Origin of the sequence: Microcoleus sp. F4-D5, assembly GCF_036704885.1 — a bacterium.
In the GTDB taxonomy this organism is placed as follows: Bacteria; Cyanobacteriota; Cyanobacteriia; order Cyanobacteriales; family Microcoleaceae; genus Microcoleus.
The window spans coordinates 34,441-48,410 of the sequence record NZ_JAUBSX010000017.1; the positions used below are offsets into that span (position 1 = coordinate 34,441).

At 49.2% G+C, this 13,970-nt stretch carries 8 protein-coding genes; 3 read left to right on the forward strand and 5 right to left on the reverse strand.

Features of this window, described 5'->3' with window-relative positions:
- The first annotated feature begins 77 nt into the window (after positions 1-77).
- A complete protein-coding gene (locus QUA80_RS10705) occupies positions 78-1,382 on the forward strand; it encodes a GH25 family lysozyme (RefSeq protein ID WP_333423945.1) in 1,305 nt (434 codons plus the stop codon).
- 394 nt (positions 1,383-1,776) lie between these two features.
- Entirely contained in the window at positions 1,777-3,735 is a 1,959-nt protein-coding gene (locus QUA80_RS10710; protein WP_333423947.1) for a cation:proton antiporter domain-containing protein, read from the forward strand.
- 48 nt (positions 3,736-3,783) lie between these two features.
- Here the strand turns inward: QUA80_RS10710 and QUA80_RS10715 are convergent, their stop codons facing one another.
- Positions 3,784-6,042: a CHAT domain-containing tetratricopeptide repeat protein gene (locus tag QUA80_RS10715; RefSeq protein ID WP_333423949.1), complete on the reverse strand. Its 2,259-nt coding sequence runs from the start codon at positions 6,040-6,042 to the stop codon at positions 3,784-3,786.
- A 27-nt stretch (positions 6,043-6,069) separates the two neighbouring features.
- Here QUA80_RS10715 and QUA80_RS10720 point away from each other — a divergent pair, with 27 nt between their 5' ends.
- Positions 6,070-6,279: a hypothetical protein gene (locus QUA80_RS10720; RefSeq protein WP_333423951.1), complete on the forward strand. Its 210-nt coding sequence runs from the start codon at positions 6,070-6,072 to the stop codon at positions 6,277-6,279.
- On the opposite strand, the gene QUA80_RS10725 is transcribed toward QUA80_RS10720, so the two are convergent.
- The 4 genes from QUA80_RS10725 to QUA80_RS10740 all read right to left on the reverse strand — a co-directional run bounded on the left by QUA80_RS10725 (position 6,276) and on the right by QUA80_RS10740 (position 13,968).
- Positions 6,276-8,297: a S8 family serine peptidase gene (locus QUA80_RS10725; protein ID WP_333423952.1), complete on the reverse strand. Its 2,022-nt coding sequence runs from the start codon at positions 8,295-8,297 to the stop codon at positions 6,276-6,278. The two genes, QUA80_RS10720 and QUA80_RS10725, sit on opposite strands and share 4 nt — an antisense overlap.
- A gap of 220 nt (positions 8,298-8,517) precedes the next feature.
- Positions 8,518-9,021 carry a DUF3592 domain-containing protein gene (locus QUA80_RS10730; RefSeq protein WP_333423954.1) on the reverse strand — a complete coding sequence of 168 codons (504 nt, stop codon included), beginning with the start codon at positions 9,019-9,021 and terminating at the stop codon, positions 8,518-8,520.
- A gap of 40 nt (positions 9,022-9,061) precedes the next feature.
- Complete coding sequence (locus tag QUA80_RS10735) at positions 9,062-9,778, reverse strand: hypothetical protein (RefSeq protein WP_333423956.1); 717 nt, start codon at positions 9,776-9,778, stop codon at positions 9,062-9,064.
- A gap of 407 nt (positions 9,779-10,185) precedes the next feature.
- Positions 10,186-13,968, reverse strand: coding sequence for a tetratricopeptide repeat protein (locus QUA80_RS10740; RefSeq protein WP_333423958.1), 3,783 nt, complete (start codon positions 13,966-13,968; stop codon positions 10,186-10,188).
- Between the last annotated feature and the right edge of the window lie 2 nt (positions 13,969-13,970).

Below are 13,970 nucleotides of genomic sequence, written 5' to 3' on the forward strand. Positions count from 1 at the left end.
CTTAGCATTACAATTAAATGTACCCTTAATCGAGTCGCTGCTTCAGACCAAACCAGCTTTTCTCAACTCTCCGTAATATGAGTATTCGCGGTATAGATGTTTCCGACTACCAGCCCAATGTCAATTGGCAAGCAGTTGCCCGGGGAGGCATAGTCTTCGCTTTTGTCAAATCGACGGAGGGTGCAACTTTCGTTGCCCAAACTTTTGCCCGCAATTGGGCAGCTATGAAAGCGGCGGGGATTCAACGCGGTGCTTACCACTTTTTTCGACCTGCCAGCAGCGTTCAAGGACAAATAGATTTGTTCTTGAAAACCGTAAAACTCGAAGCGGGGGATTTGCCGGCCGTCTTGGATTTGGAAACTACAGGCGGTTTGAGTGCAGATCAATTGTGCGATCGAGCCGCAATTTGGTTAGAAGCAGTCGAAAAAGCCACCTTGATGCGACCGATTATCTACACCTACCCAGCTTTCTGGGACAACTTGGGGACAAAACGGTTTGCCGATTACCCGCTGTGGATTGCTCACTATACCAGTGCTGAGAAACCTTGGGTGCCCGGTGGCTGGAAAACTTGGACTTTTTGGCAGTACAGCGACACCGGCAGCGTCTCCGGCGTCTCGGGCAATGTAGACACCAATATTTATGAAAGCGTCCGAGAAGGCGCCGTAAGTTATAAAGTTGCAGACATCCAGAGAGAATTAAGAATCAAAGGTTTCTATCAAGGCGCGATGGACGGTAAATTTGGAGCCACCACCACAGCGGCGCTCATCTCGTTTCAGAAATCTCAAGGTCTCAATCCAGACGGCATTGCAGGCATCAAAACCTGGGCCGCTTTGATGCGAAAATCTCCCAAAGTAGTTGTCCCCCCTCCAGCCCCGACACCCACCCCCCGGCCGACTCCCACTCCCACTCCCACTCCCACTCCCACTCCCCCTCCCATATCAGACGTGCGGCTGACTCAGCTATTCTCGTCTTATCAAGCTAAGGCTAGCCAAGATACTGCCTTAATTTGGCTGCAAAGTCAGGTTCCTCCCTCTGTTTTAGGGGAATTTGCTCAAAAATGGCGGGCAACTGCCTTGCCTCCAGACACTAATTTGCGATTGATAGATGTCGGCAAATTTTATCGCGGTTTAGCACAACAAGACCAAGCTTTAGATTGGCTGCAAAAACAAATTTCTCCGGCTATTCTTACCGAGTTTGCACAAAAATGGCGCTCTCAATCTATTGTCACTAATTCTCCGATTCGGCTGATAGATGCGTGCAAATTTTATCGGGCCGCACCAAACCAAAACCAGGCTTTAGATTGGCTGGAAGGGCGAATTTCCCCGGCAATTCTCTCGGAGTTTTTTCGCAGGTGGCAGACTGCCAGCCGTGACGGAAAGTAATATTTCCTCCGGTAAAATAACTCTTGTAAGGTTTGTATTGAAGATTTGATTCCTCATAAAAAATTTGAGGAACAAAGTCCTCAATACAAACGAATCTCATTTGCGTGAGGTACAGATTGGTAATTTGTAATTGGTAATTGAGATTTTACTCTTGAGCCTAAAAGTCTTCACCTTTGAGCCTTATAGCTTCTACCTTCTGAAGGGGCTGCTCCAATCTTTGACGCTAAGAGAATTATCTGATAAAGTTGTAGCCAATATCAAGGTTTTTTAATCTTATTCGCAAAAATCCAAGGCCCTGCCGAGTTTGTAAGCTGCGCCGAATATAGCGCCTGCACTCAAATTACCCGCGATCGAACATTGAAAACTAAGCGGGCAGCCTGTAACAATTGTATCTATGGAAATCCCCTTTAACATCACCCTGTTGATGGTCATGACCGTCACCTGCGGTATCAGCGCTCAAGTTCTGGCAGCTTATCTGAAAGTTCCGGCGATCGTATTTTTGTTGCTCTTCGGCATTTTAGCCGGCCCAGACGGCTTGGGAGTGCTGCACCCAAATCTGTTGGGCAGCGGTTTGGAAGTTATGGTATCGCTGTGCGTAGCGTTAATTCTGTTTGAAGGCGGCTTGAATTTGGAATTGCGAGATTTGGGCAAAGTTTCCGGCAGCATCCGCAATTTAGTTACGGTAGGCACTTTAATTACGCTAATTGGCGGCGGAATGGCCGCACACTGGTTGGGGGAATTTCCCTGGCCGATCGCATTTCTGTATGCTTCTCTAGTAGTGGTCACAGGCCCGACAGTAATCGGCCCTTTGCTCAAACAAGTATCCGTTGACAAAAAAGTTGCCGCCTTGCTAGAAGCTGAAGGCGTTTTAATCGATCCTGTCGGAGCAATTCTGGCGGTATTGGTGCTGAATATTATTTTAAACGGCAATCCTGATTTGCTGGTTTTGTTCCGAGATTTAATCGTGCGGCTTTTCGTTGGCGCAGTCGTCGGAGTAGCAGGCGGTTGGTTGCTGGGATTCATTCTCAAGCGATCGCAATTTCTCTCAGAAGACCTCAAAAACTTAGTCGTTTTAGCAGGTTTGTGGGGATTTTTCGGCTTAGCAGAAGAAATCCGCAGCGAATCGGGACTGATGGCAACAGTCCTCTCCGGCATCGTCCTCAAAACCGCTGCTGTCCCTGAAGAAAGGCTGCTGAGGAGGTTTAAAGGTCAACTTACAGTCCTTGCTATTTCTGTGCTGTTCGTGCTGCTGGCGGCCGATTTATCCCTCGCTAGTGTGGTTGCCCTCGGTTGGGGAAGTTTGTTTACAGTTTTAGCTTTAATGTGGATAGTCCGGCCGATCAATGTTTGGTTGTGTACTTGGAACAGCGGACTGAATTGGCGGCAGAAATTATTTGTTTGTTGGGTAGCGCCGAGGGGAATTGTCTCAGCGTCGATCGCATCTTTATTTGCAATTTTGCTCACCCAGCGGGGAATCAACGGCGGCGACTCGATTAAAGCCTTAGTTTTCCTAACAATTATTATGACAGTTTTCGTGCAGGGATTAACCGCCGGATGGATAGCTCAACTTTTGGGCATCACCTCAAAATCTGTAACCGGTGCAGCAATTGTGGGATCAAATCCTTTAAGCAGATTAATTGCTCGCTTGTTTCAAGAACGCGGAGAATCTGTGGCAATTATCGACACAAACCCGGAAGCTTGCGCACAAGCAGAACGAGAAGGTTTGCGAGTGTTTTTGAGCAGTGCTCTCGACCACAGCGTGTTAGAAGAAGCCGGACTTGATTCGATGGGAACTTTTCTGGCAATGACTAACAACGGAGAGGTAAACTTAGTGTTAGCTCAGCGAGCGGCCGAAGAGTTTGCACCGCCGAGAGTTTTGGCAATATTCCCCAAAGATCCGCAAGCAAATACGCCTGCAAATCAGGCTAAAATCAATCAAGCTTTTGTCTCCGATTTGTCGCTGAAGGATTGGAACAAATATTTGAGCGACGGCGAAGTAAAGTTGGGGGAAACTGAGTTAAAAAGCGAGGGGTTGCAGTTTCAGATTGCTCACTTGCAAGCTTTGGTTCAAGCCGGGGAGTTGGCACCGCTGCTGCTGGAAAGGCAGGGGTACTTGCAAGTAGTGTCGGCGACCCAGATTTGGCAAGCAGGCGATCGAATTATTTATTTGCTGTACGATCCGACACCGAAATTGTTGAAAAGATTGTCGGGTTCGTCGCAGTCTCGCTTGACTTTGGAAAAGCATCAGGTAGTTGAAGAAGTACCGATTCCTCCTCCAGTTTTAGAGCCGGTTTTGGAGGAAATGGAAATAGCAAAGGAGGCTGAAGTTTTGCAGCCGCCAGTTTCGCGATAGGAGCAGTATCCCCGATCGTACTCTGTAATCTGCTTGTCGCGATCGTCCTTACTCTGCCTCCCCAATCAGAGTAAATGCCGCCCAATTTCGCGGCCCAGGATGAGTTTTCATCGTGGCTAACATTGCTTGCCGAAGTGCCTGCGCTTTGTCGGGATTATTTTGCAAGTTTTGATAAAACGACTGCATCAATTCCGATGTCGGCGCATCGGGAACCGCCCATAAAGAAACAATTACACTCGGCACTCCTGCCGAAATCAAAGCGCGCGACAAGCCAATCACCCCATCCCCGGTAATTCTGCCTTCTCCAGTGTTGCAGGCACTCAAAACGACTAAGCTTGCTTGCAGTTTCATGTCAAAAATCTCTTCTGCAGTCAATAAGCCGTTGTCGGTGCCAGAAGGAGCCATAGCGATCGCACTTCCCAATCCGTTTACATCATCAAGCAATCCATGCGTTGCCAGGTGAATAATTGATGCTTGGGGCATTTTTTGGACGATCGCTGCTTTTGTCCCTTGTGCGCCCGTAATGGCTTGGGTGTTGAGCAGAGGCGCGATCGCTCTAGCTTCCGCTTTTGCTCCAGGTAGAGGAGACAATTGCTGTTTGGGTTCTCCCGGAGAGAGAGACACACTCGGCATCGTGGGATTGCCCAAAACTAGAGCGTTACTGCTGTTGACTGGCTTCTGTACTAACTTCTGCCGTTGCTGTCTTGTCAAATCCAATACTTGAATCGAAGGGGCGGTGAGAATCGTGTGTTTTTGGATTAAGTAAGTGCCGCTGGCATCTTGCAGGGCGGGGAAAGGTACTTGGAACAGGGAAGCTTGGGGAATAAAAATGACATGAGCATTGGGATCTTTTGGCAAAAGCGTTTCAATTGGGTCGATCAGCAGTTGATGCAGTGTCGGTAAGTTGGGTTGGGGTTGGGCAAAACCAGCGCTGCTGCGACTGCGAACAGCCAGGAATTCTTGATTGCCAACGATCGAGCTGGCTAGAGAGGCTTTGTGCTGCTGCCAGAGGGGTTGGAGGTCTACCTGGCGGAAGGTAATTTCACCCGTAGGTTGAATTACCCAGATGTAGAGCGCGGATTCTCGCGGTTCGCTTTTTCCCTGAATCTGAAAGTTGTCGTAGATTATGGAATACTGCACCAAAGTGGCGTTCTGTGCTTTGGCGATTTGGCGAATTTGCTCGCCAGAGGGAGCAGCGGTAATGACCGGATTGGCATCACCCGTTGATAAGCGTTGTGTGAGTAGATCGACAAAGGCACGAGCACGTCCTCGTTCGGCAATTTCTAACGCCGCGATCGGGTTATTCTGAGCTACCCGGACTTGTTGTAAAGTATGATAGGTGCCAGCTTGTCCTTCAAAGATGGAGACTTTATTCGCATCGTTGGAGCCGAGCAGTTGACGCATCAATTCCCAAACTTGAATCGCATTGACGAGCATTTTTTCAGCTTCTGTTGGGTTGCCAACCCTTAAGAACGCCACTCCGAGGTTGTTGAGCGCCCAACCCTCCCCGTCACGGTCTTTAATGGAGCGGGCGATGACTAACTGTTGCTGCCCATACTCAATGGCTTTGGCATAGTTGCCTAGACGGTGGTAAGTGGCGCCCAAATTGCCCAGTGCTGCACCCTCCCCTTCGCGGTCTTTAATGGAGCGGGCGATCGCTAAACTCTGCTGCATATACTCAATGGCTTTGGCATCGTTGCCCAGAGAGCCGTAAGCGAGTCCCAAATTACCCAGTGCCAGACCTTCCCCTTGACGGTCTTTAATGGAGCGGGCGATCGCTAACCACTGCTGCATATACTCAGTAGCTTTGGGATAGTCGCCTAGAGAGTAGTAGGCGAGTCCCAAATTGCCCAGTGCTGCACCCTCCCCGTTCCGGTCTTTAATGGAGCGGGCGATGACTAACTGTTGCTGTCCATACTCAATGGCTTTGGCATCGTTGCCTAAAGAGCGGTAAGCGAGTCCCAAATTGTTCAGTGCCGCAACTTCCCCTTCGCGGTCTTTAATGGAGCGGGCGATGACTAACTGTTGCTGTCCATAATCAATGGCTTTGGCATAGTTATCCAGAGAGTTGTAAGCGGCTCCCAAATTGCCCAGCGCCCAGCCCTCCCCGTAACGGTTTTTGATAATGCGATAAATTTGCAGTGCCTGTTGCCAGGAATTCAGCGCTGCTGGGAATTGGCTAGTCTTATACTGTTGAATTCCCTGCTCCACAAGCCGATCGGCCTCTGCTTGACGAGCATCAGTAGTTTGAGCGATCGCTGGGAAGAGAGAGTCAGGAGTAGTTAATAGCGGGATAGTAGCAAGCAAGAACAGGGAAATGGAAGCTAGGAAAACATGAGTGAGCCTAGAGTGGGTCGATTTGAGTCGCTTAAATGGGGAATACAGCATAGGATTCTAGAGTTGGAATTTAGAGAATTAGCCCGATCGCCCTTTCTGCCGTCGTCGTGCGATCGCCTCAATCTGCCACAGGCGATCGACTTTCATAGAAGCTTACTCTGTCTCCCCGATCTCGCGGCTGGGAATGGGGACTCTAATCTGAATTAGACGACAATTTTAGCGATCGCGCGATCGGCTTGAATCAAACCAGATCCACTAGCATAGTCAAATCCAACATCAAAACCGGGCGTGTTTGGATCGTCCATCTCCAGAGCCGTCTGCTCTAGTGCTCGATTAATTTCCGCAGGACTTAAGCGGGGATTTGCTTGCAGCATCAAAGCCGCAACTGCCGCTACATGAGGAGCCGCTGCCGATGTGCCCCGAAAGTTGGGGAAACCGTCAGCATCTTGAGGAATGTCTGTGCCAAAGAACGTCGTATTGGTGTTGTCAGGCCCGACAAACTTCGGCTGCGGGCGAAACTCAGGTTTGGGTAAACGATTACCCCTCTCGTCAAACAGAATCGGAGTCCCGCCAGCCGAAGAAAAGTCTTCTAATCTTGCCGGATTTACACCGTAAGCAGGAGTGCCAAAGTAAGGGGCGGCTCCGACTGCTGCAACTCCTCTGGCATTTGCGTTGCCATATATAGTTGAACTATGGGTGTTGTAATTGTTGATTTTGAAGGTAGAGGAACCACTCGCCACGTACTTCATCAAACCGGGAGCAGAACCCGATCGCTTGGCAATCATGAGATTGAACTGATCGGAGCCAAACGAACCATCATTGCGGAATGTGAAATTCTCGATCGGATCTCCTCCCACATTTGACAGTTTGCTGCTAGCTAAGATTTTTTGTTTTGTATTGTCAACCAGGTAAATATCGAGGTCGTTGGTTGAACGATCGAGGGGCGAGTCCCATTGGAATGAGAGCGTGAGGGAATCGTTTTTCGCCAGTGTGATGCTTTGATAGAAATCGACCCCAGTTCCTGGATCGAAGTCATGAAGTTCTCCATAATTCGCGAAGAACCCAGCCGACTTGAAATCACTTTGATAGCTATCGCGAGCAGAGTTACCCGCAGTAGTAAAGTAGGAAACACCCTTTTTGACGACCTCATCGATCGCTTGGGCAATGATGCCATCTTGGAACATCGGTTGAGATGGGAAGCGCAGGTCGTCTACAATGATTTGCGCTCCTTGAGCTGCCAATGCGCGAATACCATCAGCCATAGCCTTTTCACTTGCTTTGTAGAATTCTAGCTGGCTGTTAAACTGACCGCTGGCATAGCCTGTATGAAACAACAAATCGGCTCCTGGAGCAACATCGTGAATAAGTTGCAGCATGGCTCTGCCTTCATCGGTCGGCGTAAAAAAGTTATTTCCCAAATCTTCTGCCAACAGCTTGCCTTTTACGGGCAAGTCACCGCTTGCAATGTCTTGGGCCGCGCCACCCAGCCTGTTGAAATTATTAGATAAAACCCCGATTTTGATGCCCGTGCCGTCTACCCGAAAACCATCGCGCGCGACATCCGATCGCATTGCCCGATCGCCCTGGCTGGTTACTAATCCTCGATTCCCCAAGGTGAGAAAGGCTGCATTGCCGATCGTGCTTGCAGGGGTGTTGTTCAGAATTGCCAGTAGCTCACCGGTCTCGGTGCTGATTAATGTATCGTTGCGATTGTCCCCTGTGCCCTGAGAAATGGTCAACTCATCAAAAGTTAACCCTCCAGCTAAACCGATCCGATCGCGCTCACTCAGGTTGAAGTCAACAATCGTATCAGTTCCTTCCTGTGGTTTCAGCGCAAAGATATCGCGATCGCTCCCACCGATTAAAACATCTCGCCCCGCACCGCCCCAGAGTGTATCGTTGTCAGCATTACCCCAAAGTGTATCGCTGTCACCGTTGCCCAAGAGTATATCCTTGCCAGCATAGCCCAAGAGTATATCCTTGCCAGCGTTGCCCCAGAGTGTATCGTTGCCAGTAGTGCCGCGCACGATGTCATCACAGTCCTGTCCAGCCATGCGATCGTCGCCGCCTTGTCGGTCGATCGCATCGTTTAAGTGGTTGAATCCTTGAATCTGATTGTTCAGATTATTCGGGAATGCGATCGGGCTAGCGCTGTTGCTGTCGAGAAGAAGATTGTTTTGAGCGAGGGAAGTAGACAAGGTTATATCTGCAAAATCATTTTTCATGGAAGTTGCTCCAAATTACAAAATTTATTCATTAGGACGATCGCACGGGTGGTCAGAAACCGGGTTTTTTAGCGAATCTGCGGGTCGCAACCAAATATTTTCGTAAAAACCGGTTTCGAGGAGTCGGAGTGCGTCCAAGACTGTTCCTGCGAAACTAGACAGCACCTGGGCGAGGAAACGGTGCGTGAAATACATCTGAATTGACAAAGCAATCAACCCTTCAATCCTGTGTGTGCTTTTTTCTATAGATTGAAAAGTCAGTAATGAGTGAACCGAGTCCAAAAAGGAAAAGAATGAAAGACCAGATAAAATCGTTTATTCTTCGACTTTCAGGACTATCCCCTATATCAATCCGAGCTTTGACGGGGGAAGAGTTTGGGTCATACAATACTGGAACTGTTTGATTTTCATTCGCAGACGTGCAACTGTTGGAAAACACAATGGTTCTTCTCCGGTTGGTCTGAAATTTCACGGTTACGTCACAACTAGAAGAACAACCGTATCCTCCATAACAAGTTGTTTTTTTATTTTTTTTAGTGACGAGGCCGTCAGTTCTAACTGCTCTAGCTCGAAAGTCCACTTCGGTTCGATAGCGATCGGGAATCGTCACATACATCCATCCAGCTAATGACCAGAAAAAACCAGGCAAGAGTATGAAAAAGAATATCTTTTCCAACCAATTATTGATGTTGCTGTTGTGTTTTTTGGGCGTTGATCGATTCATTTAATTTCAACTCCTTTCATGAGTTAAAAAGATTTATTAATCAACGCCTTCTTCTTGGCTTCTCCTTCTGTCGGTGATATTCCCTCATCAGGTAATTTTCTCTCAGCGGATCAAATTCCCTCGGCCAGGTATCTTCCATCGGCCAGGCATTTTCCCTCGGCCGGGTATCTTCCATCGGCCAGGCATTTTCTCTTTGACATTCCTTATCACTTCCGCGAACAATATTTTGAGTTTTTTGGTCAATTCTGACGTTGAAAGTACCAGATTCAATGATGGTGTTACCGCTTTTTATCTCATAGTAAAAGTGGTTTTCTCCGGGTTGCACCGCTAAATATCTACCGCTATGAATTGTGCCAAGAGACACTTTAAATCCGTCCGAATTGGGAGCTTTGTCGTATTCACGATCGGTATAGGGAGAAGGGTTTTGGTCAATTCTAGGGGTGACATTTCGGATCGCAACGCGCAACCCTGGAGCAGGCGGAATCGTGCTAGAAATGAATACTGCTTGTCCACCAATTTCTTCTGTGGTAGAGTAGGACTGACACCCGCCGGAGTCATTGTATTGAGTGACAGATGTAGTGATTACACCCATATTAAATTCCTCAGATTGTTGAAATCTGAATCCAATTTGAGGGGTAGGCGGTCCGGATTGTGCATGGGTAAGATTGGACATGAGTGGAACACTCAACAGTGAAAATCCAATGACTTTAGAGACCCATTTTGCTTTGGTTGGCAGAATTGATTTTTGTTTTTTCATCGGCTTTACCTTGCAAATATCTGCAATGAACAGCGACTTTTAGTAAACAGAAGACTGAATTTATGTAGTGCCAAACTATTTTTTAATTCGAGTCTTTCATTACTTAAATCTTAAGCAACCCTGATGGGAATTTCACTCGTTCTACCCACAGACCTGATGAAGAGAGGGGTGCAATGTTGATTGCGGGAAAGTGCAACTAATCCAAAAATATCTTGCCGCCTGATTAACTTTATTGTAGGGACACGGCTTTATTGTAGGGACACGGCAATGCCTTGTCCCTACGGGGATAGAAATAAAATTACATGGGGCCGAGAAACGAGTTTTTTTACGAAAATACTACGATCGCCCAACTCTACTGCAACGCACAAACTAACCCTAATCCAAGAGCGATCGCCCTTCATAAAAACTTACTCTGCTTCCCCAATCAACGTAAATGCCGCCCAATTTCGCGGATTGGAATGGTTTTGGTTTTTCATCGTGGTTAACATTGCCTGTCGCAATGCCTGTGCTTTGTCGGGATTATTGTGCAAATTTCGATAAAACGATCGCATCAATTCGGATGTCGGCGCATCGGGAACCGCCCATAAAGAAACAATTACACTCGGTACTCCTGCCGAAATCAAAGCGCGCGACAAACCAATCACGCCATCCCCAGTTATTTTGCCTTCTCCAGTGTTGCAAGCACTCAAAACAACTAAGTTTGCTTGCAGTTTCATGTCGAAAATTTCTGCTGCGGTCAATAAGCCGTCATCGGTGCCAGAGGGAGCCAGGGCGATCGCACTTCCCAATCCGTTTACATCATCGAGCAATCCATGCGTTGCGAGGTGAATAATTGATGCTTGAGGCATTTTTTGGACGATCGCAGCTTTTGTTCCTTGTGCGCCTAAGATCGCTTGAGTATTGAGCAGAGGGGCGATCGCTCTTGCTTCGGCTTCGGCTCCAGGTAGAGGAGACAATTGCTGTTTGGGTTCTCCCGGAGAGAGAGACACACTCGGCATCGTGGGATTGCCCAAGACTAGAGCCCTGCTGCTGTTGACTGGCTTCTGTACTAACTTCTGCCGTTGCTGTCTTGTCAAATCCAATACTTGAATCGAAGGGGCAGTCCGAATCGTATGTTTCTGGATTAAGTAAGTACCGTTAGCATCTTGGAGTGCAGGGAAGGGTACCTGGAACAGGGAACCTTGGGGAATGAAAATGACATGGGCATTAGGATCATTGGGGAGGAGACTGGCAATGGGATCGATCAGCAGTTGATGCAGGGTGGGTAAGTCGGTTGGGCATTCGGTCAAGCCCGTGCTGCTGCGACTGCGGATATCCAAGGATTCTTGTGTGCAAATGACTGGGTTGGCGAGGGAGACTTTGTACTTTTGCCAGAGGGGTTTGAGGTCTACCTGGCGGAAGGTGATTTCGCCTGTGGGTTGAATCACCCAGATGTAGAGCGCGGATTCACGCCCTTCTTGTTTGCCCTGAATCTGAAACTCTTCGTAGACGATCGAATACTGAACCAAAGTGGCATTCTGCGCTTTGGCAATTTGGCGGATTTGCTCCTGGTTGGGAGCAGGGGGGATGACCGAATTGGCATCACCAGTTGATAAGCGTTGTGTCAGGAGATCGACAAAGGCACGGGCACGTCCCCGTTCGGCAATTTCTAAAGCGGCGATCGGGTTATTCTGAGCCACCCGGACTTGTTGTAAAGTCCGATAGGTGCGAGCTTGTCCTTCAAAGATGGAGACTTTATTCGCGTCGTTGGAGCCGAGCATTTGCCGCATCGATTCCCAAACTTGAATCCCATTCACGAGCATTTTTTCAGCTTCTGTTGGGTTGCCAGCTTTCAATAGGGCCACTCCGAGGTTGTTGAGTGCCATACCTTCTCCAAGGCGGTCTTGAATTTCGCGTGCTATAGCTAACCACTGCTGTCCATACTCAATCGCTTTGGCATAGTTGCCCAAATTGAGGTAAGCACCTCCCAAATTGCCCAGTGCTGCACCTTCTACTCGGCGGTCTTTAATGGAGCGGGCGATCGCTAAAGTCTCCTGTGCATACTCAATCGCTTTGGCATAGTTGCCCAGATCGAGGTAAGCGGCTCCCAAATTGACCAGTGCCCTACCTTCTCCATCGCGGTCTTTAATGGAGCGGGCGATCGCTAAACTCTGCTGCCCATACTCAATCCCTTTGGCCGAGTCGCCTAGAGAGTTGTAAGCGATTCCCAAATTCCCCAGTGCCGTACCTTCCATGTCGCGGTCTTTAATGGAGCGGGCGATCGCTAAACTCTGCTGCCCATACTCAATCCCTTTGGCCGAGTCGCCTAGAGAGTTGTAAGCGATTCCCAAATTCCCCAATGCCGTACCTTCCCCAAGGCGGTTTTTAATGGAGCGGGCGATCGCTAAAGTCTGCTGTGCATACTCGATCGCTTTGGCATAATCGCCTAGAGAGTTGTAAGCGATTCCCAAATTCCCCAGTGCCGTACCTTCCCCAAGGCGGTCTTTAATGGAGCGGGCGATCGCTAAAGTCTGCTGTGCATACTCGATCGCTTTGGCATAATCGCCTAGAGAGTGGTAAGTATTTCCCAAATTGCCCAGTGCCGTACCTTCCCCAAGGCGGTCTTTAATGGAGCGGGCGATGGTTAACTGTTGCTGCCTATACTCGATCGCTTTGGCATAATCGCCTAGAGAGTGGTAAGTATTTCCCAAATTGCCCAGTGCCGTACCTTCCCCAAGGCGGTCTTTAATGGAGCGGGCGATGGCTAAACGTTGCTGTGTATACTCGATCGCTTTGGCCGAGTCGCCTAGAGATTGGTAAGCGTTTCCCAAAATGCCCAGTGCCGCACCTTCCCCAAGGCGGTCTTTAATGGAGCGGGCGATGGCTAAACTCTGCTGTGCATACTCAATCCCTTTGGCCGAGTCGCCCAGATAGAAGTAAGCGGCTCCCAAATTCCCCAGTGCCGTACCTTCCCCATTGCGGTTTTTAATGGAGCGGGCGAGTGCTAAATGTTGCTGTGCATACTCAATCCTTTTGGCCGAGTCGCCCAGAGAGCCGTAAGCGACTCCCAAAATGCCCAGTGCCGCACCTTCCCCCTTGCGGTCTTTAATGGAGCGGGCGATGGCTAAACTCTGCTGTGCATACTCAATCGCTTTGGTCGAGTCGCCCAGATAGAAGTAAGCGGCTCCCAAATTCCCCAGTGCCCCACCTTCTCCATTGCGGTCTTTAATGGAGCGGGCGATGGCTAACCACTGCTGTGAATACTCAATGGCTTTGGCCGAGTCGCCCAGATCGATGTAAGCAGCTCCCAAAATGCCCAGTGCCGCACCTTCCCCATTGCGGTCTTTAATGGAGCGGGCGAGTGCTAAATGTTGCTGTGAATACTCAATCGCTTTGGCCGAGTCGCCCAGATCGATGTAAGCAGCTCCCAAATTGCCCAGTGCTGTACCTTCACTTTGGCGGTCTTGAATGGAGCGGGCGATCGCTAAATGTTGCTGTGAATACTCGATCGCTTTGGCCGAGTCGCCTAGAGAGCGGTAAGCGATTCCCAAATTGCCCAGTGCTCCACCTTCCTCTCGACGGTTTTTAATTTCGCGGGCGATGACTAACTGTTGCTGTGCATACTCGATCGCTTTGGCCGAGTCGCCCAGATCGATGTAAGCAGCTCCCAAATTGCCCAGTGCTGCACCTTCCCCTTGACGGTTTTTAATTTCGCGGGCGATGGCTAAACTCTGCTGTGTATACTCAATGGCTTTGGTCGAGTCGCCCAGATCGATGTAAGCAGCTCCCAAATTGCCCAGTGCTGTAGCTTCCCCAAGGCGGTCTTGAATGGAGCGGGCGATCGCTAAATATTGCTGTGAATACTCGATCGCTTTAGCATAGTTGCCTAGAGAGTCGTAAGCGGCTCCCAAATTGCCTAGTGCTGCACCTTCCCCTTGGCGGTTTTTGAGGGCGCGATAAATTTGGAGTGCCTGTTGCCAGGAATTCAGCGCTGCTCTTAATTGGCTAGTCTGATACTGTTGAAGCCCCTGCTGTATCAGCCGATCGCCCTCTGCTTCACTCGCCTCGATCGCCTGAGCACTAGCCGGGAGTGAGAACTGGGGAGGAATATCAAAGCCAACAGACAAAAGGCAAAAGGCTAGGGGAAAGAGAAAGCGCGATCGCACCTTACAATTACTGGACTTGAGCAGTTTTAACGAGTCAGGCTTCATGG

Bases quoted from the DNA above. Each gene is read 5' to 3' on its own strand.
- QUA80_RS10735 (WP_333423956.1), bottom strand. From the start codon at position 9,778: ATGAAAAAACAAAAATCAATTCTGCCAACCAAAGCAAAATGGGTCTCT.
- QUA80_RS10710 (WP_333423947.1), top strand. From the start codon at position 1,777: ATGGAAATCCCCTTTAACATCACCCTGTTGATGGTCATGACCGTCACC.
- QUA80_RS10730 (WP_333423954.1), bottom strand. From the start codon at position 9,021: ATGAATCGATCAACGCCCAAAAAACACAACAGCAACATCAATAATTGG.
- QUA80_RS10740 (WP_333423958.1), bottom strand. From the start codon at position 13,968: ATGAAGCCTGACTCGTTAAAACTGCTCAAGTCCAGTAATTGTAAGGTG.
- QUA80_RS10705 (WP_333423945.1), top strand. From the start codon at position 78: ATGAGTATTCGCGGTATAGATGTTTCCGACTACCAGCCCAATGTCAAT.
- QUA80_RS10720 (WP_333423951.1), top strand. From the start codon at position 6,070: ATGAGTGAGCCTAGAGTGGGTCGATTTGAGTCGCTTAAATGGGGAATA.
- QUA80_RS10725 (WP_333423952.1), bottom strand. From the start codon at position 8,297: ATGAAAAATGATTTTGCAGATATAACCTTGTCTACTTCCCTCGCTCAA.